The sequence below is a fragment of the Streptomyces sp. NPDC002386 genome, from assembly GCF_053593175.1.
Window position 1 is genome coordinate 120,697 of the sequence record NZ_JBSFBX010000005.1, and the last position, 22,488, is coordinate 143,184.

Annotated in this window: 16 protein-coding genes; 5 read left to right on the top strand and 11 right to left on the bottom strand. The window is 73.5% G+C overall.

What is annotated here, in order from left to right; genetic code table 11:
- Positions 1-16: 16 nt before the first annotated feature.
- Together ACWCPN_RS12530 and ACWCPN_RS12535 are read right to left on the bottom strand one after the other, a co-directional pair.
- The gene (locus ACWCPN_RS12530; protein ID WP_451204715.1) at positions 17-1,429 is read right to left on the bottom strand and encodes an FAD-binding oxidoreductase; all 1,413 of its coding nucleotides are present in this window, start codon (positions 1,427-1,429) and stop codon (positions 17-19) included.
- A gap of 69 nt (positions 1,430-1,498) precedes the next feature.
- Entirely contained in the window at positions 1,499-4,720 is a 3,222-nt protein-coding gene (locus tag ACWCPN_RS12535; protein WP_451204717.1) for a BTAD domain-containing putative transcriptional regulator, read from the bottom strand.
- A 104-nt stretch (positions 4,721-4,824) separates the two neighbouring features.
- Here ACWCPN_RS12535 and ACWCPN_RS12540 point away from each other — a divergent pair, with 104 nt between their 5' ends.
- Positions 4,825-5,256 carry a hypothetical protein gene (locus ACWCPN_RS12540; RefSeq protein ID WP_451204719.1) on the top strand — a complete coding sequence of 144 codons (432 nt, stop codon included), beginning with the start codon at positions 4,825-4,827 and terminating at the stop codon, positions 5,254-5,256.
- A gap of 44 nt (positions 5,257-5,300) precedes the next feature.
- On the opposite strand, the gene ACWCPN_RS12545 is transcribed toward ACWCPN_RS12540, so the two are convergent.
- The 6 genes from ACWCPN_RS12545 to ACWCPN_RS12570 all read right to left on the bottom strand — a co-directional run bounded on the left by ACWCPN_RS12545 (position 5,301) and on the right by ACWCPN_RS12570 (position 15,664).
- Entirely contained in the window at positions 5,301-6,530 is a 1,230-nt protein-coding gene (locus tag ACWCPN_RS12545) for an FAD-dependent oxidoreductase (RefSeq protein WP_199213768.1), read from the bottom strand.
- A gap of 76 nt (positions 6,531-6,606) precedes the next feature.
- On the bottom strand, positions 6,607-7,644 hold the full coding sequence (sbnA, locus tag ACWCPN_RS12550) for a 2,3-diaminopropionate biosynthesis protein SbnA (RefSeq protein ID WP_392403106.1): 1,038 nt from the start codon (positions 7,642-7,644) through the stop codon (positions 6,607-6,609).
- A 32-nt stretch (positions 7,645-7,676) separates the two neighbouring features.
- A complete protein-coding gene (sbnB, locus tag ACWCPN_RS12555; protein WP_451204721.1) occupies positions 7,677-8,747 on the bottom strand; it encodes a 2,3-diaminopropionate biosynthesis protein SbnB in 1,071 nt (356 codons plus the stop codon).
- Entirely contained in the window at positions 8,744-9,748 is a 1,005-nt protein-coding gene (locus ACWCPN_RS12560) for a TauD/TfdA family dioxygenase (RefSeq protein ID WP_451204723.1), read from the bottom strand. The genes sbnB and ACWCPN_RS12560 overlap by 4 nt, the downstream gene beginning before the upstream one ends.
- A 41-nt stretch (positions 9,749-9,789) precedes the next feature.
- Positions 9,790-13,053 carry a non-ribosomal peptide synthetase gene (locus ACWCPN_RS12565; RefSeq protein ID WP_451204725.1) on the bottom strand — a complete coding sequence of 1,088 codons (3,264 nt, stop codon included), beginning with the start codon at positions 13,051-13,053 and terminating at the stop codon, positions 9,790-9,792.
- A gap of 13 nt (positions 13,054-13,066) precedes the next feature.
- Positions 13,067-15,664 carry a Pls/PosA family non-ribosomal peptide synthetase gene (locus tag ACWCPN_RS12570; RefSeq protein ID WP_451204726.1) on the bottom strand — a complete coding sequence of 866 codons (2,598 nt, stop codon included), beginning with the start codon at positions 15,662-15,664 and terminating at the stop codon, positions 13,067-13,069.
- Between the two features lie 444 nt (positions 15,665-16,108).
- On the opposite strand from ACWCPN_RS12570, the gene ACWCPN_RS12575 reads away from it, so the two are divergent.
- Positions 16,109-16,819, top strand: a complete 711-nt coding sequence (locus tag ACWCPN_RS12575; protein ID WP_451204728.1) for an FAD binding domain-containing protein — start codon at positions 16,109-16,111, stop codon at positions 16,817-16,819.
- Between the two features lie 27 nt (positions 16,820-16,846).
- On the opposite strand, the gene ACWCPN_RS12580 is transcribed toward ACWCPN_RS12575, so the two are convergent.
- Positions 16,847-17,383, bottom strand: coding sequence for an isochorismatase family cysteine hydrolase (locus tag ACWCPN_RS12580; protein ID WP_451204730.1), 537 nt, complete (start codon positions 17,381-17,383; stop codon positions 16,847-16,849).
- 101 nt (positions 17,384-17,484) lie between these two features.
- On the opposite strand from ACWCPN_RS12580, the gene ACWCPN_RS12585 reads away from it, so the two are divergent.
- Positions 17,485-18,441 carry a hypothetical protein gene (locus ACWCPN_RS12585; RefSeq protein WP_451204732.1) on the top strand — a complete coding sequence of 319 codons (957 nt, stop codon included), beginning with the start codon at positions 17,485-17,487 and terminating at the stop codon, positions 18,439-18,441.
- Positions 18,442-18,459: 18 nt separating this feature from the next.
- On the opposite strand, the gene ACWCPN_RS12590 is transcribed toward ACWCPN_RS12585, so the two are convergent.
- Positions 18,460-19,269: an SGNH/GDSL hydrolase family protein gene (locus tag ACWCPN_RS12590; protein ID WP_451204734.1), complete on the bottom strand. Its 810-nt coding sequence runs from the start codon at positions 19,267-19,269 to the stop codon at positions 18,460-18,462.
- Positions 19,270-19,620: 351 nt separating this feature from the next.
- On the opposite strand from ACWCPN_RS12590, the gene ACWCPN_RS12595 reads away from it, so the two are divergent.
- Together ACWCPN_RS12595 and ACWCPN_RS12600 are read left to right on the top strand one after the other, a co-directional pair.
- Positions 19,621-20,793, top strand: coding sequence for a S1 family peptidase (locus ACWCPN_RS12595; protein WP_451204736.1), 1,173 nt, complete (start codon positions 19,621-19,623; stop codon positions 20,791-20,793).
- Between the two features lie 122 nt (positions 20,794-20,915).
- A complete protein-coding gene (locus ACWCPN_RS12600) occupies positions 20,916-21,425 on the top strand; it encodes a GNAT family N-acetyltransferase (protein ID WP_451204738.1) in 510 nt (169 codons plus the stop codon).
- A gap of 118 nt (positions 21,426-21,543) precedes the next feature.
- Here the strand turns inward: ACWCPN_RS12600 and ACWCPN_RS12605 are convergent, their stop codons facing one another.
- Complete coding sequence (locus ACWCPN_RS12605) at positions 21,544-22,488, bottom strand: carbohydrate ABC transporter permease (protein ID WP_451204740.1); 945 nt, start codon at positions 22,486-22,488, stop codon at positions 21,544-21,546.

Sequence of the window (22,488 nt, forward strand, 5' to 3'; positions counted from 1 at the left end):
CGCCGCTCTGGTCCGGTCAGGCCGCCGCCGACGGGCGGATGTTCTGGTTGAGACGGAACAGGTTGGTCGGGTCGTAGGCGTCCTTCACCCGCACCAGCCGCTCGTACACCGCGCCGGGGTACGAGGCCCGCACCCGGTCCTCGGCGGCGTCACCGGTGAAGTTCACGTACATCGAGCCGTCGCCGTGCCGCGCGATGTCCTCACGGGTCTCACGGGCCCAGGCGACGTGCGCGTCGAAGTCCGCCCCGTCGGGCGACCGCGCGATCACGTTGCACAGCACGCCCGGCGACCGCCGGCTGAACGCCGTCGCCTCGGCCGGGACCCGGGCGAAGGCTCCGCCGAGCTGGTGCAGATGCACCTCGCTGAAGGGCGTGGGCGTCGTGAGGTGGTGCCGCAGCACCGCGTCGAGGGCGTCGTCGGACGGCTCGACGAACGCCGAGGTGAAGTAGTTGTGGGCGCCGGGCGTCCACAACGGGTCGAGCAGGGACTGCATGCCCGTGTACGGCATCGGGCCCATGAGGTCGGCGACGGGTGTGCCCAGGGTGCGCAGCGGGCCGACGGCCGCCTCGCCCGCCGCCGGGTCGCCCGCGTACATGCCGGCCAGCACCACGACGCGGGTGCCGTGCGCCTCCGGCGGCAGGAACGGCAGCGGGGGCGCCGTCGTCAGGACGGCCATGGTCGTCAGCTCGTCGGGCATGCCGCGGGTCAGGTCGCGCCAGCCGGTGATCACCTGCCGGGCCTGGTCCAGGGGGTAGAAGATCAGGCCGCCCAGCACCTGGGGGCCGACCGGGTGCAGCCGGTACTCCAGCGAGGTGACGACCCCGAAGTTGCCGCCGCCCCCGCGCAGCGCCCAGAACAGCTCGGAGTTCTGCTCTGCGTCCGCGCGGACCACACGCCCGTCGGCGGTGACCACCTCGGCCGCCGTCAGGTTGTCGGAGGCCAGCCCGTGGCGGCGGACCAGCCAGCCGACCCCGCCGCCGAGAGTGAATCCGGAGATGCCGGTGGAGGAGACCAGCCCGCCGGTCACGGCGAGGCCGAAGGCCTGCGTCTCGTGGTCGAGGTCGCCCCAGGTCATGCCCGCCTGGGCGACGACCCGCCGGCGCACCGGATCGACGACGGCCCCCTTCATCGGCGACAGGTCGATGACGATGCCGCCGTCGCAGGTGGAGAACCCGGCGATGCTGTGCGCGCCGCCGCGCACGGCGACGAGCAGGTCCTGGCTGCGGGCGAACTCGACGGCACGGATCACGTCGGCGGTGCCGGCGCAGCGCACGACGAGCGCCGGCCGCTTGTCGTGCGCTGCGTTCCAGACCGCACGCGCCTCGTCGTAGTCGGCGTCGCCGGGGCGGACGACGGTGCCGCGCAGGCCTGCCTGGAGTTCGGCGACGGTGGCGTCTCCCAGGACGCCCTGTGCCGTGTCGATCGACATGGTCGGCTCCTCGGTCACGAGTGCTTGTGCTGATGTCCGTGACCGTAGGCAGCGCCTCTTAGCAACCACTCAGCAACCGCTTTGATCCGTCGGCGGCGGCACCGGACGCCGCAGCGCGGCGAGGCCCCGCCGGTCGCCCAGGCGGGCGAACTGGGCCTCGGCCCGGGCGGCCGCCGCGGCGGCCGCGTCCTCCTCGCCCCGTTGCCGGAGCAGATCCGCAAGCATCAGCTCGACCCAGCCGGCGGCGGGCACCGACCCGGCGACCTGTTCCAGGCTCCGGGCGCGGGTGAACAGGGCGCGCGCCCGGTCCCGGTCACCCGCGGCCCGGGCCACGAGCCCGAGGTGCAGCAGGCTGTTGGTGGCGCCGGGGCGGTCGTCCGCCTCCTGGAAATCGGCGAGCACCGTCTCGAAGGTGGCCTGTGCGCTGCCGGTGTCACCGGCGGCCAGCTCCAGCAGTCCGAGGCAGCCGAGGGTGATGCCCTCCTCCCGGCGGTCGCCGAGCCGGCGTCTCATGGCCAGGGCCGCCTCGAGGTGCTTGCGCGCCACGTCGTGGCCGCCCGTGCCGCGATGGATGTTCCCGAGCACGTTGAGCCCCATGGACTCCCCGTGCCGGTCGCCGAGCGCGCGGAAACAGTCGGCGCCGCTCTCCGCCGCGGCCGTGGCGGCGTCCGTGTCCCCTTCCAGCCGGGCGGCCCACGCGAGGGTCGTCAGGACGTACCCGCGGGCCCGGGCCGGGCCGACCGTGCGGCCGCTGAGCACGGTCTCCTCGAAGAGGACCGACACCTGACCGCGGCCGTCGGCCTCCACCACGTAGCCCGGGGTCATGACCGGGAAGAAGGGACCGGTGGCCACCGTGACGTCGTCGAGCAGCCGCAGACTCTCCGAGCAGGCGGCGCGAGCCGTCGCCCCCTCACCGCGACAGGCGGCCCGGACGCAGTCCAGGTGTGCGACGGCGGCGAGCACCGACGGCTCGCCGGCCTCCTGCGCGAGCGCGCGCGCCCGGTCGAGGGCGGCGCGCCCCCGGGCCCACGCACCGCGCATCCACAGCAGGATCGCCTGCTGGTAGCAGGCGTACGCCAGGGCCGCCCGGTCCGGTCGGCGCTGCTGGATGCCGACGATCTCGGCGGCGATGTCCTCCAGCGGGGAGCCGTCACCGAGCCGGATCGCCAGCACGGCCCGGCCCATCAGGGCCTTCGCCCGCTGCGGTGTGGGCTCCGGGGCGGCGGCCAGCGCGTCGTCCAGCCAGCGCCGGCCCTCGGCGAGCCTTCCCCGCTCCGGCCAGAACGAGCGCAGCGCGACCGCCAGGCGCAGTCCGCTCTCCGGCCGGTGGCGCAGGAACGAGCGCAGGGCGGCCCGGAGATTGCCGTAGTCCGCCTCCAGTTCCAGTGCGGTCGCGCCGGCGACCCCGGTGGCCGGCTCACGGTCCCGTGCCTCGGCCAGCCGCAGGTAGAACTGCCGGTGCCGGGTCTCCACTGCGGTCGATTCCCCGCTGCCGCGCAGGAGTTCGGCGGCGTACTGCCGGATCGTCTCCAGCAGCCGGTACCGGGACTCGTGCGGCCCGGGCTCCACGCACACCAGGGACTTGTCGGCCAGCCGGCCGAGGAGGTCCAGCACCGAGCCGGCCGGCACGCCGTCCGCGCAGACGTCCTCGGCCGCCGCGAGCGAGAACCCGCCCGCGAAGACCGCGAGCCTGCGGAACAGGCACTGCTCCTCGCCGTCGAGCAGCCGGTGACTCCACTCCAGGGTGGCCAGCAGCGTCTGCTGCCGGGTCGCGCCGTGCCGGCTGCCCCGGCTGAGCAGGGCGAGCGCGTCGTCGAGCCGTTCGGCGATCTGGTCCGGGGCCAGCAAGTGCACCCGGGCCGCCGCCAGTTCCAGGGCCAGGGGCATCCCGTCGAGCCGGAAGCAGATCTGCGCCACGGCCGCCGCGTTCGGGGCGGTCAGCCGGAAGTCCGGTGCCGCGTCGGCGGCGCGGTCCAAGAACAGCCGCACGGAGGCGAATCGGGCCAGTTCCCCGACGGGCGGCAGCCGCCGTGGATCCGGCAGCCCGAGCGACGGCACCCGGAACGTGCGCTCGCCGTAACTGCGCAGCGGCTCCCGGCTGGTGGCGAGCACGGCGACCCCGGGGCAGCGGGCGGTGATCTGCGCGACCAGGGCGGCACACGCGTCGATCAGGTGCTCGCAGTTGTCCAGGACGAGCAGCGTCCGGCGGCCGCCGAGCTGTTCGAGCAGCGCTTCCCGGGCCCTTCCGGACGGCGGGAGCCGCAGCCCGAGCACGGCGGCGACGGCCTCGGGGACCAGGTCCGGCTCCGTCAGCGAGGAAAGGTCCACGAACCACGCCCCGTCCCGGAAACCGTCGCCGCACCGGTCCGCCACGGCGAGCGCCAGCCGGGTCTTGCCGCAGCCGCCGGCCCCGGTCAGGGTGAGCAGCCCGCCGCGCCCGAGCAGCCGTTGAACCTCGGTGATCTCCCGCTCCCGGCCTACGAGCCCGGTCGCCGGTGCCGGCAGCCGGCCCCGCCGCCCGTCCGCCGGCCGCTCGCCGGGGTCCACCGAGTCGGCCAGCAGGGTCCGGTAGAGGCGGCGGGTCTGCGGATCGGGATCGGCACCGGTGTCCCGGCGGAGCGTGTCGCGCAGCCGCTCGTACACCGCCAGTGCCTCCCTGCGCCGCCCGGACTCGGCCAGCGTCCGCATCAGGGCCCGCAGGCCCGGCTCGTCCAGCGGGTCCCGGGCGACCAGGTCCCGCAGCACCTCGACCGCCTCGGTCGTGCGGTGATCGCGCTCCAGCGCCTCGGCCAGCGCCAGCCGGACGGCCGCGAGCCGGGTCTCCAGCGACCCGGCCGCCTCGGCCACCCAGGTCTCGTAGCGGTCCTCGGGCAGCAGTTCGGCGTCGGCCAGGGCCAGCGCGGCCCGGCAGTCCGCCGCCGTGCCGCCGGACGCGGCCCGCCGGATCGCCTCGTCGAGCCGGTCCAGGTCGACGCGCACACCGCCGTCCGGCCCCAGCAGCACCATGTCGTCGCGCAGTACGACGATCTCGTCCCGCCCCCCGGCGGAGGCCAGCGCGCGCCGTACGGCGTGCAGCACCTGGTGCAGGTTGTTCGACGCGGCCGTCACATCGAGGTCCGGCCACAGGAGGTCGTAGAGCCGCTCCCGGTGCAGCCGGTGGCCCGGTGCCAGGCAGAGCAGTTTGAGCAGGGTCCGCGCCTTGCGCAGCCGCCACGCCCCGGTGGCCACCGGGCGGTCCTCGACCGCCACGGCGAAACCGCCGAGGAGCCGGATACTCACCTCATCGGCCATGACTGTCCTCACGAGCAGGTTACCGCCGGTTGCGCGGCCCCACCCCCGCACCGGCCCGGCACGAGGCCACGTTTGCGGGCTGCGTGAGGGGCAAGCCGCATTCCATGAGTGAACCGAACAAGGGCACGAGCCAGCAGATGCAGGACAAGAAGCGCAACGCCGCCTCGGCGGCCCGGCGCACCGCCGCCAAGGCGACCGCACCGGCCTCCGGCGCCGCGAAGAAGGCCGAGACCGCGGCCGGTGACGGAGCGTCAGCGGCGAAGAAGGCCACCGGGCGCGCCGCCGACGGCATGGCCGGCACGGTGAGCGCGGCGGCCAAGGGCGTCGAAGCGGGACGGCGGGCGGCCGTCGCGGCCTCGGGCCGGGTCGCCACGGTGGCCACGACCGCGTGGGCGGTCCTCGCCCACCGCAAGATCGTGGCCGCGGGCGTGAGCGCCGGTGTGACCGCGGTGGGTGTCGCCTCCTACGCGGCCGGCCGCCGCTCGGGCCGCCGCACCCAGGGGCCGATCACCCGCCTCACCGGCGGCCGGATCTGACGTCCGGCGGCCCGGGGTGCGGCGGGACGGTCCGCGGACGGCGGCTACCGGACCGCCGCATCCGGCGGGCGCTCCCGCAGCGCGCCGTACCCGATGAAGTACGCCGGGAGGCGGCCGAGCCGCGATCCGGTGACCAGCGCGGCGAGGCGCCGGGCGCGTGCCGCGCTCCCGAGGGGCGGCCGTCCGTCCAGCACCGGAGCGACGAAGCGGGCGTGGGCCGCCCGTTGCAGCGCCTGGGTGAGGACCGTGGTGGGGCGGCGCCGGCGCTGCACCCTGCGGACGTCGCGCAGCCCCACGGTCCCGCGCCCGAGCGGGGCGGCCAGGTACCGCGCGGCGGCCACGGCGTCCTCGACGGCGAGGTTGATGCCGATGCCGAAGACTGGGGACATCGCGTGCGCGGCGTCGCCGATGCACAGCAGTCCCGGCCGGTGCCAGCGGCGCAGCCGGTCCAGGCGTACGTCGAGGAGCCTGACCTCGTCCCATGAGGCGAGCTGCCCGGTGCGGTCCGCGATCCAGGGGACGGCGGCACCGAACTCGGCCCGGAACCGGTCCAGGCCGGCCGCCCGGCGCTGCCGGTCGCTGCCCTTGCGGATGAGCGCCGCGCACTGCCAGTAGTGACCGCGGTCGATCATCGCGGTGAGGAAGCGGTCCCCGGCGCCACCGACCAGACCGCTCGGGTCGCTCTCCCGGCGCGGCAGCCGGAACCACCAGGCGTCCATCGGGCAGCCGAAGCGGCGCAGCCCGAGTTCCGGCCGTCCACGCGCCAGGGAGCCCCGGCCGTCGCAGGCGACGGTGAGCGTGGCGCGCAGTTCGCCGGTGCGGCCGTCGGAGGTGCGGTAGCGCACCCCGGTCACCCGGCCGCCCTCGGTCAGCAGGGCGGTCGCCTCGGTGTTCATGCGCAGCCGGAACGTCGCCTCCCGTCCGGCCTCGGCGGCCAGCAGGTCGAGCAGGTCCCACTGGGGGACCATCGCCACGTAGTTGTACGGGCCGCGCAGCACCGAGAGGTCGGCGACCGTGACCTGCGACCGCCCGTCGCCCACGGGCAGCCGGACGGTACGCACCCTGCGCTGCGGCAGCCGGGCGAAGCGCTCGGCCAGCCCCAGGTCGTCCAGCAGCGCCAGGGTCGAGGGGTGCACGGTGTCGCCGCGGAAGTCGCGGAGGAAGTCACCGTGCTTCTCCAGCACCGTCACCTCGACGCCCGTCCGCGCCAGCAGCAGGGCGAGCACCATCCCGGCGGGACCGCCTCCCACCACACAGCACGTGGTCCGCTCCATCATGCCCCCGTCTCTCCGGAGAACATTAATTCATCGACTGATGAATACTGTACTCCACGACGGGGGCACGGGCTCCCTACCGCCGTCGGCGGCGTTCCGGCGAGCGGCCGGCGGAGCCGACCTCCTGGGAGCCGCCGTCCACCTGGACCGGGTCCCGGACCGTGTCCAGGATGTGCTCGCCGTACAGGTCCTGCAGCCAGTTGGTCTGGTAGATGGTGTCGAGGTAGCGCTCGCCGAGGTCGGGCGCGATGGCCACCGCGGTCGTGCCGCCGGTGTCGTGCTCGGCCAGCCAGTCGGTCGCCCCGCTGACCACCGTGCCGGTGGAACCGCCGAACAGGAAGCCGCGCCTGGCCATCCGGTGGCAGGTGCGGATGGTGTCGGCCTCCTCCACCCGGATCACCTCGTCCACGTAGGACTCGTCCAGCAGCGGCGGGCGCATGCTCATCCCCAGGCCGGGGATCATCCGGCGGCCCGGCTCCCCGCCGAAGGCCACCGAGCCCACGCTGTCCACCGCGACGATCCGCACCGGGCGGTGCCACTGCCGGAAGAAGCGCGCGCAGCCCATCAGGGTTCCGGTGGTGCCCGCACCGACGAACAGCACGTCCAGACGCGGGAAGTGACTGGCGATCTCCGGCCCGGTGGTCCGGTAGTGCGCGCGCCAGTTGCCCGGGTTCGTGTACTGGCTGAGCCACACGTACCGGTCGTCGGACTCGCACAGCGACCGGACGTACTCCAGGCGCGTGCCGAGGAAGCCGCCGTTCTCGTCCAGGTCGGCCACCACGTGCACCTGGCTGCCCAGGGCCTCCATCAGCAGCCTGGTCGACAGGTTGCAGCGGGCGTCCGTGACGCACAGGAACCGGTAGCCCTTGCTCGCGGCGATCATGCTGAGCGCCACGCCCAGGTTCCCCGAGGAGGACTCCACGAGGACGGAGTCCGGCTTCAGGATCCCGTCCCGCTCGGCGCTCTCCACCATCTCGTTCGCGGCTTTCAGCTTGATGGAGCCGGCGAAGTTGAAGCCCTCGCATTTCAGGTAGAGGGGGCACCCGAAGATCGACTCCAGGTCGACGAAGAGGTTGCCTTCGTTGAAGGCGTTGGGGGAGGAAATGACGGGCACGGCGGGCCTCCTGGTCCCGGCTGAGAGGGGGCTCAGCCGTACCGACGCAGGTCGTGGAAGAAGTCGTCGACGAGGCGGAGGTTCCCCGTCCGGGCCACTTCGTCGTAGACGTACTTGCCGACGGCGAGATCGAGGACGCCCAGACCGAAGGGCGAGAAGATCACCGGCTGGTCGGGCGGCGGCGCGGCCCGGCCGAGCATCACGTCGTTGAGGGTGCCGTTCAGGAAGTCGCGGTCGCCGGTGCGCTGCTCGACCAGATGGGGGGAGGTGTCGGCCTTCAGGCAGTGCTCGACGTCGTCGACGAAGTTCGCCGCGCCGAGCAGGACCTCGGGGGCGAGGTCGCGCAGCGACACGTGCAGCACCACGGGGTTGTGGTCGAACCAGGCCGGCGACGTGACGTGCGGCCGGCCGGCGACGGTGGCGAAGACCACGAGGTCGCTGGAGCGGACGAGCGCCTCGGCGCTGTCGTGGACGGTGATCCGCGCCGAGGTGCCGGTCCCGCGCAGATAGCCGCTGAAGCCGGCCGCGCTGTCGGGGGACACGTCGTGCACGCCGATCGAGTCGAACGCCCAGCCGGTGCCGGCCAGGAAGGTGTGGATGTACCGGGCGATCAGACCGGTGCCGAAGAAGCCCACGCGGGTGGGCCGGGCACGGGTGCGGCTGAGCCAGTCGGCGGCCAGCGCGGCGGACGCCGCCGTCCTGGTGGCGCTGATGATGGAGCTCTCCATGCACGCGAACGGGTAGCCCGTGTCGTGGTCGTTGAGGATGAGCACCGCGGAGGCCCGGGGCAGCCCGGCGTTCACGTTCTCCGGGAAGCTGGAGATCCACTTCACACCGTCCACGTGCACCGAGCCGCCGATGGAGGCGGGCAGCGCGATGATCCGGGAGGTGGGCCGGTCGGGGAAGCGCAGGAAGTACGACGGCGGGTTCACCGAGTCCCCGGCGCCGTGCAGCCGGTAGGTCGCCTCGACCAGCTCCACGATCTGTTTCTCGCGGCCGCCGAGCGCCTGCTGCACCTGTTCGCCGGAGATCACCGCGAACGTCGGCACGGTGGCCGGGACGGACGTGGCCGGCTGGGTACCGGCCGACAGAAGATGGGTCATCGCTCACTCGCCTCCGGGGTCGGGCAGCCGTCGGCCAGGCGCTGAGGCTCGGCCATGCCGACCACCACCCGCCGCTCGCCGGTGAAGGGCTCCCTGCTGTGCGCGGTGCGGATGTTGTCCACCAGCAGCAGGTCACCCGTCTGCCAGGGCTCGCGCCTGGTGTGCTTCTCGTACGTTGCGTTGAGCAGCTGGACGACGTCCTCGCCGATCGGGGAGCCGTCGCCGTAGCGGGTGTTGAACGGCAGGCCGTCCGCGCCGTACTCGTCCACCAGGTACTCGCGCACCTCCGGGGCGAGCGTCCACTCGTTGAGGAACGCGATCTGGTTGAACCAGCAGCGCCCGCCGGTCACCGGGTGCCGCACCACGGCGCTGCGGCGCTGCTCGGTGCGCAGCGAACCGTCCGGCTGCCAGTGGAAGTCGATGGCGTGCGCACGGCAGTACCTTTCGATCTCCGCGCGGTCCTCGGTGCCGAACGACTCCGCGAGCGAGGCCCCGATCTCGTCGTTGTAGCTGCGGGTCAGCAGCCAGCCCTCGCGCTCGAACCGCTCGGTCAGACCGGCGGGCAGCGCCCTGAGCACCTCTTCTGCGTCGGCCACCGCCGTGGCGCCGCCCCCGTCGGGCGCGGTCAGGCAGGCGAACAGCATCAGGCCGGGCACCTCCAGCGTGTAACTCAGCTCGTGGTGCATGCACATCGGCTGGTTGGCCGGCCAGGCGGTCGAGGAGTACAGCCCCGGGCCGAGGGGCTCCCGGGGGGCGAACGCCTCCCGCTCCGTCATGAGGGCACCGGCCAGCTTCGCGAAGACCGCTCCGGCCCCGTCCGCGTCCCGCAGCCCCAGCCCGCGGACGAGGAGCGCCCCGTGCTCGGTGACCTGCGCGCGCAGCGACTGACGGTGCTCGGCCGCCCAACCCGCGGCGTCACCGGGGGAGTCGACGCGCACGATGGCGGGACTGCCCGGCCGGGGCTCCACGTCGAGCGAGGGGGCCAGAGGTGAGGAGGACATCTCGGATTCCTTTCGTTGCCCGGCTGCGGGCTCGGCGAGGTTCAGGAAGGGGCCAGGGGCGCCGCGGCGGTCAGGACGGCCCGCGCCGCCTCGGCCGGCCGCGTGCGCGGGAAGTAGTGGCCCCCGTCGGGGAGTTCGTGCAGCTCCACGTGGTCGGCCAGCAGCAGCCAGTCCCGGTGGCGGTCGGCGTGCCCGGCGGTGTGCGGGTCGTCGGCGGCCACGACCACGGAGACCGGAGCGGCCAGCCGTACCGCCGGCGGATTGCGCAGGGCGTCACGGAAGTAGCGGTGCGCGGACACGCAGTCGTGCCGGTAGGCGGCACCGATGAGCCCGGCGTGCCGGGCGTTCAGCTCCGCGAGTTCGGTGTAGCCGCTGTCCGAGGTCAGCCGGGCGGCGATCTCCGCGTCGCTGCGGCCGCTCAGCTCCTCGGCGGCGGCCCGCCGCTCGTCGGCGGTGCCGAGCAACTGGGCGCCGAGGAACACCCGGGACACGGTCACCCCGCGCTCCTCGAGCCGTCTGGCCGTCTCCACGGCCGGCGCGGCACCCGACGAGTGGCCCCAGACCATGACCCGGGTCAGACCGCGCGCGGCGATCTCGTCCACGACCCGCTCCGCCACCCGCGCGATCGACGCGAACGGCTCGGGACGGTCGGACAGGTCGTGCCCGGGCAGGTCGACCGCGAGGACCCGCAGGCCGCTGTCCGCCAGCACACCGGCCATCGGCTGGTAGTTGACGGCGTTGCCGCCCGCGTAGGGGAAGCAGATCAGGGCGCACTGCGCGGTACCGGCCGCCGGCGACAGCGGCTGGAGCAGCTCGGTGCGCTGCCGGCCCGCGCCGTCGAGCAGGGCCGCGAGGTCGGCGAGGACCGGCTGCCGGGTGATGTCCTTCAGGGACACCGCGCGGTCGAGCGCGATGGTGAGCCGGACCGCCGTCAGGGAGGTGCCGCCGGAGTCGAAGAAGTGGGCCGTCCGGCCGATCCGGTGCTCGGGCACACCCAGCAACTCGGCCCAGGCGGCGGCCAGTTTGCGCTCGGTCGGGGTGAGCGGCGCACCCTCGCGCTCCTCGGAGCCGTCGCCCGCCGCGGGTTCCGGCGTGCGCTCGGCCAGCGCGGTGAGCGCCTTGCGGTCGGTCTTGCCGTTGGCGGTCAGCGGCAGTTCCGGCTGCCAGTGGAAGGCCGAGGGCACCATGTAGCCGGGCAGCACGCCTCCCAGCGACTCCCGCAGCGTCTCCACGGTCTGCCGCTCACCCGTGTAGTAGGCGATGAGGTGCTTGCTCCCGCCGCCCTGCTCGGCGACGACCACCGAGGCGTCCCGCACCCCGGGTACCCGCAGCAGCGTGTTCTCGATCTCGCCGATCTCGATCCGGAAGCCGCGGATCTTGACCTGGTTGTCCCGGCGGCCCAGGAACTCCAGCCTGCCGTCCGGGTGCCAGCGCCCCCAGTCGCCGCCCAGGTAGAGCCGCTCACCCGGCCGGTAGGGGTCCTCGCGGTACGCCTCCCGGGTGCGCTCGGGGTCGTTGACGTACCCCCGGCCCACGCAGACACCGGAGAACGCGATCAGGCCGGGGGCGCCCATCGGTACCGGCGCCAGCCGCTCGTCCACGACGTGGACGCGGACGTTGTTCACCGCGCGGCCCAGCAGCACCCGTTCGGGCACCCGGTCCATGACCTCGTGGTTGGTGTCGTCCGAGGTCTCCGTCAGGCCGTAGGCGTTGACCAGCCCGATCCCCGGCCGGCTCGCGAACCACCGCTGGACCAATTCCCGTTTCAGCGCCTCACCGGTCACCGACACCCGGCGCAGATCGGGCAGCGCGCGGGGGTGCCGCTCCAGGTACGCGACCACGACCTCCAGGTACGAGGGCACGACCTGCGCCACGGTGACCCGGCCCTCGGCCAGGGTGTCGACGAACCGCTCCACGTCCACGATCACGTCCTGCGGGACCAGCAGCGTCCGCCCGCCCACCAGCAGCGCGGACACCAGTTGCCACAGCGAGATGTCGAAGCACTGCGGAGCCGTCTGCGCCACCACCGAGCCCTCGCCGATCCCCAGGTCGTCGATCTTGGCGAAGAGGTGGTTGAGCATCCCCGCGTGCTCGCACATCGCGCCCTTCGGCTCGCCGGTGGAGCCGGAGGTGAAGTAGATGTAGGCGAGCTGTCCCGCGTCCACCCGCACTCCGGGGTCGTCCTCGGCGTGCGGTTCCGCGTAGGCCTCCTCGACCAGCAGCTTCGCGGTGTCCGAGAGCGTGGCGAGCGCCTCGTCGAGGGTGGCGGTGCTGCCGGACTCGGTCAGCACCAGGCGGCAGCCGGCCCGGGACAGGGTCGCCGCGATCCGGCCGGCGGGGAAGTGCGGCTCGATCGGCAGGTACACGCCCCCCGCCTTGAACACCGCCAGCGTCGCGGCCAGCCAGTCGAGGTCGCGTTCGGTGACCACGGCGACCACGTCCTCGCGGCCGATCCCGCGGGCCAGCAGGGCCCTGGCCAGCCGGTTGGCGCGCGCGTTGAGCTCGCCGTAGGTCCACTCCCGGTCGCCCCGCACCGCGGCCACGGCCTCCGGGTGCTCCCGGGCCCGCCGCTCGAACAGTTCGTGCGCCCGCGCGTCCGGCAGCGGCCGGTGCGGCCCGGCGAACCCCTCGAGCTGCTCGCGCACCTCGTCGTCGTCCAGCAGGCTCCGCTCCGTGTGCCCGGCGTCCACGTCGGCCGTCATCAGCCGCAGCGCCGTCAGGTGGTAGCCGGCGATCCGCTTCGCGCAGGCGGCGTCCAGCACGTCCGTGCGGTACCGCAGCCGCAGCACCGGCCGCTCTTCCCCGCCGGTCCAGCGCACCTGCAGCACGCCCTCGTCGGCGAAGGTGTCCGCGGCGTCCGGGGGCCCGAGCACGACCTCGTAGGAGGGCTCGGTCAGACCCAGCTCCCGCCGCAGTTCCGCCACCGGGAACTCCCGGTGCTCCCGAACCTCGGCCTCGGCCCGCCGGGCGGCGGACACCAGGTCCCGCCAGGATCCCGGGGGGACGGTGAGACGGCAGGGCAGGGGTTCTCCGCGCGGGCCCGCGGCGTACCCCGTCACCACGTCCTGCTCGCCGGAGAGGGCGGCCAGCACCTTGGCGTGCGCCGCCAGCAGCAGCGCGCCGGCCGGCGCCCCGCACCGCTCGGCGAGGCCGCGCACCGCCTCGGCGACGTCGCCCGGTACGGCGGCCTCGAACTCCGCCGTTCCCGGCACCGGCTCCCGGACCCACCGCGGCACCGAGGTGGCGCCGCCGGCTGTCAGCACACGGCTCCAGAACTCCCGGTCCGCATCCACGCGCGCTCTCATCGAATGGCCTTCCTCAACTCACCGTCACCGAAGTGGCGCCGGCCGGGCACGGGGGTGCCGCCAGGTCGCCGTCACCGGGCCGGCCGGCGGCCTCGGGCATGTCCACGGCGGGGTTGCCGCCCCACCGCGCGTGCGGCGGGACCTCCTCGCCCTTCATCAGGAAGGAGTCGGCCGCCAGCACGGCGCCGTCACCCACCGTCACGCCGTAGTGCACATGGGAGCCGACGCCCAGCGTGCAGCCGACCCCGAGGGTGGTGCCCTCGGACTTGAACGTGCCGTCCTCCTGCGAGTGGCACTGGATCTTGCTCCCCGCGTTCAGCGTGCAGTCGTCGCCGATGACGGTCAGCGTCCGCTCCGTCAGGTAGCAGCCGTCGTCGAACACCCTGCGGCCGATGCGCACGCCCATCAGGCGCCAGGCGAGGCTCTTGAAGGGGGTGCCGTTGAAGATGTTGAGGTGACGGTCCGGGACCTTCCACAGGCGCTCGTGCCGCCAGAACAACGGGTCGTAGATGGAGCACAGCCGGGGCCGCAGCCTGCGGAACCGCATGATCAGGCGTTCCACCAGGACGTGGTAGAGCGTGGTGAAGAGCAGCGTGACCGCCAGATAGAGGGCGATGACCACCTGCCCGGCGACGCCGTACAGGTCCACCGAGACGAGGGCGAACAGGGTGAGCCCGAAGGTGTGCACCCACCTGGCGAACAGCATCACGCCCATCGAGCGCAGGTTGTAGCGGTTCTTCGCCGCGAGCCGCCGGCGCAGCGTCTCGCCGGTCCTGAGGTCGTCGAAGCGCGCGTCCCGGTCCACCGTCCGGGGAATCTCGAAGCACGGCGAGCCGAGCAGCCCGACGCCTTCCCTGACCTCCCCGTCGAGCGGCACCATCACCTTCGTGGCCAGCAGGCAGTTCTCGCCGGTGCGGCCCCCGGCGGGGTACGCGATGTTGTTGCCCAGGAAGTTGTGCGCCCCGATCGACGTCCGGGAGAGCCGGAACGACGTGCTGGAGTAGTCCGCGTTCAGGACGGAGAGTCCGTCGGCCACCATCGTGCCGCTGCCCACGGACACCAGGAACGGGGTCTCGTGCTGCACCTCGGTGCCGAAGTTCGATCCCGTCTGCTCCACGTGCGACAGGTCGTATCCGAGCCCGCGCAGATAGTGCACGATGTAGGAGCTGTCGCCGAACAGCCAGGCGAAGAACCTGATGTTCGTCATCCGGGCGGTCGCCCGGTGCGCCGCGTAGTGGAACCCGTAGAGGGGGTAGACGCGGTCGGGCCGGACCAGCAGCCTCAGCAGGCGCGGCACGGTGTACAGCACCAGCAGCCCGCCCACCAGGAAGCCCCCGAAGAGCACGAGGGACAGCAGCAGCGCGTCGGGGATCAGCTCGGCCCGGGACAGCGCGGCCGTCTGGGGCTCCAATCGCTTTCCGAGTGCCGGGACCTCGGTGAACAGCATGTAGATTCCGCCCACGGCCACGGGGATGTACAGGAAGAAGAGCTGAGCCAGCGTCACGAACCCGAACCAGGCCCGGCGCGCGCTGCCGCACGCGGCCGGTTCGACGCGCACGTAGTCGGGGCCGCCGGGCTCCGCCGGGGAGCCGTGCCAGCGCTCGCCGTCCGGGACCGCCTGGCCGCGGTGCAGCGCCGAGGAGTGGCCGATCTGCGCGTCGTCACCGATCGAGGTGTCGATGTCCAGAATGGTCTTCTCACCGACGAAGGCGCCCCGGCCGAGGGTGATCCGGCCGGTCTGGATCCGTCCGGAGTGGGCCCGGTAGCCGAGGAGGAAGGAGTCCTTGCGGATCACCGTTCCGGCGCCGATCGTCACCAGGTCGGTGCAGACCGGCACGGAGCGGGTGAGGATCGTGACCCCCTTGCCGACGCGCGCGCCGAGGGCCCGCAGGTACAGCACGTACAGCGGGTTCCCGACGAAGAGGATCATCGGGTTCGCGTGCAGCAGTACCTTCAGGAGCCAGAAGCGGAAGTAACGCGGGCCCCAGAGCGGGAATTCGGCCGGCTTCCAGCGGCCCACGAGCACCCACTTGGCGACGACGGGGAACACGCACAGGGCGATGAACCCGAGGCCGCCGAACAGCAGCGACCGCACGTAGATGTCGGCCGCTCCCGAGCCGGCCGCGATCCACCGGTAGCCGCGGTCCGTGACGAACCCGGCGACCAGGGAGTACGACAGGAAGACGAGCAACTGGGACAGACCGCAGAGGAAATGGCTACGGCTGCTCGGGCGCGGTACCCGGTCGGGCACGGCGTCCGGTGCCTGTGACGAGACGGCGGGAGCGGCCGCGGTGGCCTGGGGGGCGGTTTCCGCGAGAGCGGCCGCGAGGCTCCGGATCGTGGGGTACCGGTAGATGTCCTTCATGGACGGGGAAGGAAGGTCGGTCCGCTTCCTGACGCGGGCGCAGAACTGCGCCATCACCAGGGAGTTGGCGCCGAGGTCGGTGAAGAAGTGCCCGTCCACCGGTACGGTCGCGACGCCCACGACGTCGGCCAGCGCGACGGCGAGTTCTCTCTCGGTGTCCGCTTCCGCCGGACCCGCGTCGTTCCGACTGGTGACCGTGCCTTCGTCCGGTCCTGCTATCTGGACCTCGGAGGACTGTTCCACCATTCGATCTCCTGCAGGGCTTCTGGGGCAGCCGACGGCGGGGCGCGGCCGGTCCGCGGTCCGCGTGGACCGAAGGTCGGCCCGGCCGGGCCGTCGGAGGTTCCTGGCGTGTCATTCCTGATCACGAACCGCCAGCTTCAGTTTCGTTCGATCACCCTGAGGCTGCCACTTCGCGGCCTTGGCCATGTTTATTACGAATGACACGGATGCCGGGATTTACCGGCCCTCCGGCCCCCGGGGGCGCGGGGCGGATCACCCGACCGGCGGTCCCCGGCACACCCCGCGGAAGGCCGTCCGAGACCCCTCGGGCCGAAGCGCCCATGCTCGCGTGAGCCCTGTACGCGCCCCCGCCGGGGCGAGCAGACTCCGCCGTGCCGGCGAGCCCGACACCGGGGCGCCGCCACGCCGGCTGCCCAGTCGTCCCCTTAGGAAGGCAGGTCGGCCACCGTGCTGCTGCGTCTGCCCACGTCCGTGTCCGAAGCGCAGGAGTGCCTGGCCGAGGGAGCCGTGCCGGTCGGCGGGGCGACCCTGGTCTGGGCCGCCTGGCAGCGGGACGGCTTCCCCGCGCGGGCCATGTCCCTGCGGGAACTGCCGGAGGCCAATGTGATCGGCCGCGAGGAGCTGGGCGCCGCGGTGGTCCTCGCCCGCCTCGACGACCGGGTGCCGGACGTGCTGCGCCGCGCCGCCGCCTCGGTGGGCACCGGAGCCGTGCGCCGGACGGCCACGGTGGGCGGCAACCTCGTGGGCAGCACCCTGCGGTGTCTGCTTCCGCCCGCGCTCGTCCTGGACGCCCGCGCGAGGGTGCTGGGTCCGGACGGTGTCCGGGAGACCGGCCTCGCCGAGGCCGCGGCCGGACGCGCGGTGCTGCTCGGCGTGCACTGGCGGGAGCCGGTCGCCGCCGCGTACCGCAAGTTCCCCGGCGCGGACGGCGGCCCGCCGCCCCTGGTCGTCGCCTCGGCGCTGCACGACGGCAGGCGGGGCCCGCGCCTGCGCGTCGCCGTGCGCGCCGGCTACGACGTGCTCAGCGGGGACGTCGTCCGCGGCGCGGATGCCGAGGACGCCCTCGGCGCGCTGGGCAAAACGCCTCTCGGCGCGCTGCCGCCGGTGGCCTGGGAAGCCGTCCGGGAGCAGGTGTCGGGCCTCCTGGACCGGCCGTAGGGGCCGTGGAGAGGTGGTCGCGAGGTCTCAGGCCCACAGCTCCCGGCTCTCGCACACCCGGGCCCCCATGTTCCGCTCCATCATGCGCAGGGCCGCCTCCGCCAGGTCCGCGTGGATGTGCGCCACCGCGTCCCGGGGGACCACCACGTCGAAGTGCCTGATGTGGGCGTCGAGGGAGGAGTAGAGCACGCACTGCTCGGTGACCTGGCCGGTCAGCACCAGCCGGTCGGTCCCCTGCTGGTGGAGCAGGTACGTCAGCGGGGTGTCGAAGAAGATCGAGTGGCGGGCCTTGACCACGAACAGGGACCTCCGGTCGGGCCGCAACGGCTCGACCAGCTCGGCGTGCGGTCCGGCCAGCGCGTGCTCCAGCAGTTCGCCGTGGTGGGAGCGCCACTCGCCGAAGTTGTCGTTCACGTAGATCACCGGCACGTCCTCGCGCCGGGCCCGCCCGAGGAGCCCGGTCAGCACGGGCACGACGGAGGTCACCGAGGGGAGCAGCAGCTCGGCGTCCTTGTGGTCGTAGGTGTTGATCATGTCGATGACGATCAGCGCGGTCCTGCCCATGCCGGCAGAGTTCCACTCCTGGGGGCGGGCAATCGGTCGGTGACAGATAACGATCTCGGCGAACACCTTGCGTTATCCCCATGCCCCTCTAGCCTCCGGCCATGGCTTTTCTATCGCGCCGCCGCCGAGGGGCACGCCTGGCGCCGGAACTCGGCGACCAGGATCTGGGCAGGCTGCTGAAGTCCCTGCTGGCGACCACGAGGACCGGAACGATCGCGACGACGGACCTGTGCGCCGCCCAACTGTCCCGGCTCCTCAGCCAGGAGCCGGGGGACTGGGACCGCCGTACGCACCGGATGGGGGTGCTGGGCGGATTCCTGGCCGGATCCCATCTGGCGCGGTCCTGGGCCGCCCGTGAGCCGGGGGACGTGAACGCGCTCGTCCTGCACGCCTGGACCGAGGTCGCCCACGCCCGCGCGAGGGGCGGTCTGGAGGACGCGGCCGGCACCGTGGACCGTTGTCTGCGGGCCGCCGAACTCGCGCCGGAGGACCCCACCCCCTGGGTCGCCCTCCTGGCGGTCGCGCGTGCGGAACGCTGGGCGCAGCCCCGGGTGTTCGGGGTGTGGAACGAGGTGCTCGCGCGTGACCGCTGGAACCGTGAGGCCTATCTGAGCATGCTGGGCTATCTGAGCCCGGAGGAGGCCGGATCGCGCATCCAGGTGCTGGAGTTCGTGGACACCCTGCGGGCCCGGATGCCCGCGAACGCCCCCTGCGCGGCGACGGAACTCACCGCCCAGGTCCAGCAGTACCAAGCCGTGCTCGACCGGGGCGGGTTCGAGGCGCTGGTGGCGCGCAACCACTGGTCCCAGGCCATGGCGGCGCAGGCCCTCGACCGGGTCGTCCACACCTGGGTGCGGCCGGGGTTCCTGAACCACGCCGCGGCCCCGGCCGATCTCAACGTCCTCGCCTACGCGTTGCTGGCCGCCGACCGGCGGGTGGAGGCCCGCGCGGTCTTCGAGCTGCTCGACGGCACCGTCACCGCCTGGCCCTGGCAGGCCGGCGGCGACCCGGTGGAGGAGTTCGAGCAGGCGCGGCGCAAGGCGACGGCCGGTATGTGACCGGCACGCGGCCCCGTCTCAGAGTGCGGCGGTGAGCAGGGGGAGGTAGCCGAGGGACTGGCCGGTGGCCGTCGGGTGGTAGGACTCGCCCAGATCCAGCCAGTCGACACTGTGCAGCCAGGGTTCGGACGAGCAGATACCGTGCCCGTCGAAGGCGGTCCGCACGTCGACGAAGGTGAAGCCGTGGGCGGCGGCGCGCGCGGCGATCACCTGGTTGAGATGGTCCGAGGCGTCGTTGAGCGCGGACCGTTCGGTGTCCGGCAGGCCGCCCGAACACGCGCCGTTCAGCTCGTACAGGCGCGGATAGCCCAGCACCACGACGCGGGCTGCGGGCGCCTTGCCGCGGATGGCCGAGTAGAGACGGTCGAGGTCGCCCGGCAGCGTGCCGTCCGTGGCGGAGCGCGCCTTGGCCACGGCGGACAGGCACGTGCCGCTGCCGCCCAGCACGCAGGCCGCCATCACACTCGTGAAACCCGCGTCCCGGCCGCCCGCCGTGAGGGTGACCAGACCGGTGTGCGGTCCGAGCGGGCCGAGCTGCTTGCTCAGCACGTCGCCGGTCTTGGCGCCGTCGCAGGCGGTGAAGCTGAACGACGAGGGGGAGTGCGCCGCGGCCCACAGGGCGGGGAAGGACAGGCTGCTGCGCAGGCAGCGCGGCGCGGCGGTGAGGTAGCTGCCGGCTCCGACCCCCGCCGAGTAGGAGTCACCGAGGGCCACGTACCCCGTGGCCGCGATGCCGGGTGCGGCCGCCGTGGCAGCGGGACCGGCGAGGGTGCAGGCGGCCGCGAGGAGGAGGGCGGCCGCCCAGGGGACTATGCGGGACTTTCTCATGACTCTCCTCTATCCCGGCCCGGCCGGTACCGCCCGCGCCCGCTCCCCGTGCGGCCCGGTCCGGTTGACGGACGCCGCCGGTCATGGCGCCGGCGGCGGCGCCCGGTGACGGCGGGAGTGCGGACCGCGTCCGGGCACCGCCGTGCGGTGCCGACTCCCGGCGGACTTCACCCGATGGGCCGTCACCCGACCGGCGGAGCACCGGTGGCCGCTTGCATCGTTGAATCGGTGCATGCATTGGCATGGACCTGACGTACGAACCGGGGCTAGGCTCTGCCCCGCCACACATGAGAGCGCTCTCAGACATCGGCTGTTCCACCCCCACTCCTGGAACGACGAAGGGCAACCCCCATGAGACGCACCAGACTTGCGCACACCGCCCTGGCCGCACTCCTCGTCCTCGGCGGACTGAGCGCGGCCGGCACCTTCCCCGCCTCCGCGACCGGCTCGGCCGCCGGACCCGCCACTACCGCACGGTCCGCCGAGCCCGCCTCCGACGGGATCGTCACCGCCATGCGGCGGGACCTCGGCCTGACCCGCACCCAGGCGGTGGCCCGGCTCGCCGCCGAGAAGGCCGCCGCCGCCCTCGACCCCGAGGTGCGCCGCACGGCGGGCACCGCCTACGCGGGCTCCTGGTTCGACGCCCCGAGCGGGCATCTGACCGTGGCGCTCACCCGCAACGCCCCGGCCACGACCCGCCGGGCGATCGAGCGCTCCGGCGCCACCGTCCGCACCGCCGAGCGCAGCGCCCGGCAACTGGACGCGGCCAAGGCGCGCATCGACCGGCTGACCGCCCCCTCGGGCATCAGCGGCTGGCACGTCGATCCGAAGGCCAACACGGTCGTCGTCGAGGTCGTGCGCGGCGAGCGGTCCGACAACGATGTCCGGCGCTTCCTGGCCCAGGCGCGCCGGACCGGGCCCGTCACCGTCGAGGCCTCCTCGGCTCCGCGGACCCTCGCCGCCGGCACCGTGGGCGGCGACCCGTACTACACCGGCAACGTCCGCTGCTCCATCGGCTTCTCGGTGTACGGCGGCTTCGTCACCGCCGGGCACTGCGGGCAGCCCGGCGCCGGGGTCAGCGGCTGGGACCACTCCTACATCGGGACCTTCCAGGGCTCCTCGTTCCCGGACAACGACTACGCCTGGGTCAGCGTGGGCAGCGGCTGGTGGACGGTGCCGGTGGTGCTCGGCTGGGGCACGGTGCCGGACCAGCTCGTACGCGGTTCGAACGTGGCGCCCGTCGGCTCCTCCGTCTGCCGTTCGGGATCCACCTCGCACTGGCACTGCGGCACGGTGCTGGCGCTGAACGAGACCGTCAACTACAGCCAGGGCGCGGTGCACCAGCTCACCAAGACCAGCGCCTGCGCCGAACCCGGTGACTCGGGCGGCTCCTTCATCACCGGCGACCAGGCACAGGGCGTCACCTCCGGCGGCTGGGGCAACTGCTCCAGCGGCGGCGAGACCTGGTTCCAGCCGGTCAACGAGATCCTCAACCGGTACGGTCTGACCCTGCACACCTACTGACCGCACGCGGCGGCCCGGGGGGTTCCGCGTCCGGCGCGGAACCCCCACCCGCGACCCCGGCGCCACGGGGCGGCGAGAGCGGCCGCGTGACGACACCACCGCGGAACGGATCTCCACCCACCATGCGCGACACCTGGACCACCCGCCCCGAGGCCACCGCCGACGCGGCCGCCGTCCGCGAGATCCATCTCGCCGCCTTCGACACCGCGCTGGAGGCCGACCTCGTCGACGCCCTGCGCGCCGACCCCGCGTGGATCGACGGGCTGTCCTGGGTCTGCGCCGGGGCGGACGGCACACCGGTGGGCCACGCGCTGCTGACCCGGTGTCACATCGGTGACGTGCCGGCCCTGTGCCTCGGCCCCGTCGCCGTCCGCCCCGAGCACCAGCGCACCGGCGCCGGATCGGCGGTCGTGCGCGGCGCGCTCCGGGCCGCCCGGGCGCTGGGCGAGCGGTACGTCGTGGTCCTCGGGCACCCGGAGTACTACCCGCGCTTCGGGTTCACCCGTGCCTCCGCCCACGGCATCGCCCTGACCGTCGACGTACCCGACGAGGCCCTGATGGTCCTCACCCTGGACGCCGGCGGCCCGCCGCCCGCCGGAACCGTGCGCTACGCGGAACCGTTCGGCATCTGAGGCCGTTCGTGCCGTTCGTGCCGTTCGTGCCGTTCGTGCCGTTCGTGCCGTTCGTGCCGTTCGTGCCGCGCGGGGCGCCCCGGCCCGGCGCGGCACGTCGTCCGGGACGCCCGGCGGGTCACTGACCGCCGAGACCGGTCGTGGCGACGGACTTGACGATGTGACGCTGGAAGAACACGAAGACCACGACGAGCGGGAGCGCCGCGAGCACGGCGGAGGCCATGGTCTGCGCGTACTGGATGCCGTAGGCGTCCTTCACCGAGGTGATGCCGACCGGCAGGGTCATCAGTCCCGGGTCGGACGTCGAGACGAACGGCCAGAGGAAGTTGTTCCAGGCCCCGATGAACACGAAGATCGCGACGGCGGCCAGCATGGGCCGCGACAGCGGCAGCAGCACGGACCAGAAGACGCGCCAGTGGCCCGCGCCGTCGATGCGGGCGGCCTCCTCCAGCTCCCGCGGCAGCGAGTCGAAGTGCTTCTTCAGGATGAACACCATGACCGGCGCCACCGTCTGCGGCAGGATCACCGCCGCGTAGGTGTCGACCAGGTGCAGGGTCAGCATCTGCCGGAACCACGGCACGATGAGCAGCTGCGGCGGTACCAGCACCGCCGCCACGGTGAGCGCGAACAGCCAGCGGCGCCCGGCGAACACCGTACGGGAGAAGGCGTACCCGGCCATGGCGGACACCAGCACCGTGATGACGGTGACCGCCGTGGACACCAGCAGGCTGTTGAGCATCCACAGCGGCAGGTCGCCGCGCTCCCACACCGTCGAGAACCCGTGCAGGGTGAAGCCGTGCCGGGGCAGGAACCACTGCCCGGGATCACTCGCGTCCTGCTCGGACTTGAACGCGGTGAGCAGGGCCCAGGCCATCGGCAGCAGCCACACCAGGGCCAGTACCGCGAGCACGGCCAGGGCCAGTCCCCGGGCGAGCCGGCTCTCCCCGAGGGTGAGGTTCCGGTCCGGCCGGGCGGCCCGGCGCGGTCCGGCCGGGCCTCTCGGCGGGCGGACCGCGCGGCGGCCCGGCGCGGCCGGACGGACGGGCAGTTCGGTGGAGGTCAT

Bases quoted from the DNA above. Each gene is read 5' to 3' on its own strand.
- ACWCPN_RS12585 (WP_451204732.1), top strand. From the start codon at position 17,485: ATGGCTTTTCTATCGCGCCGCCGCCGAGGGGCACGCCTGGCGCCGGAA.
- ACWCPN_RS12595 (WP_451204736.1), top strand. From the start codon at position 19,621: ATGAGACGCACCAGACTTGCGCACACCGCCCTGGCCGCACTCCTCGTC.
- ACWCPN_RS12580 (WP_451204730.1), bottom strand. From the start codon at position 17,383: ATGGGCAGGACCGCGCTGATCGTCATCGACATGATCAACACCTACGAC.
- ACWCPN_RS12565 (WP_451204725.1), bottom strand. From the start codon at position 13,053: ATGAGAGCGCGCGTGGATGCGGACCGGGAGTTCTGGAGCCGTGTGCTG.
- ACWCPN_RS12535 (WP_451204717.1), bottom strand. From the start codon at position 4,720: ATGGCCGATGAGGTGAGTATCCGGCTCCTCGGCGGTTTCGCCGTGGCG.
- ACWCPN_RS12545 (WP_199213768.1), bottom strand. From the start codon at position 6,530: ATGGAGCGGACCACGTGCTGTGTGGTGGGAGGCGGTCCCGCCGGGATG.
- ACWCPN_RS12605 (WP_451204740.1), bottom strand. From the start codon at position 22,488: ATGACCTCCACCGAACTGCCCGTCCGTCCGGCCGCGCCGGGCCGCCGC.
- ACWCPN_RS12600 (WP_451204738.1), top strand. From the start codon at position 20,916: ATGCGCGACACCTGGACCACCCGCCCCGAGGCCACCGCCGACGCGGCC.
- sbnB (WP_451204721.1), bottom strand. From the start codon at position 8,747: ATGACCCATCTTCTGTCGGCCGGTACCCAGCCGGCCACGTCCGTCCCG.
- ACWCPN_RS12570 (WP_451204726.1), bottom strand. From the start codon at position 15,664: ATGGTGGAACAGTCCTCCGAGGTCCAGATAGCAGGACCGGACGAAGGC.
- ACWCPN_RS12540 (WP_451204719.1), top strand. From the start codon at position 4,825: ATGAGTGAACCGAACAAGGGCACGAGCCAGCAGATGCAGGACAAGAAG.
- ACWCPN_RS12530 (WP_451204715.1), bottom strand. From the start codon at position 1,429: ATGTCGATCGACACGGCACAGGGCGTCCTGGGAGACGCCACCGTCGCC.
- ACWCPN_RS12560 (WP_451204723.1), bottom strand. From the start codon at position 9,748: ATGTCCTCCTCACCTCTGGCCCCCTCGCTCGACGTGGAGCCCCGGCCG.
- ACWCPN_RS12590 (WP_451204734.1), bottom strand. From the start codon at position 19,269: ATGAGAAAGTCCCGCATAGTCCCCTGGGCGGCCGCCCTCCTCCTCGCG.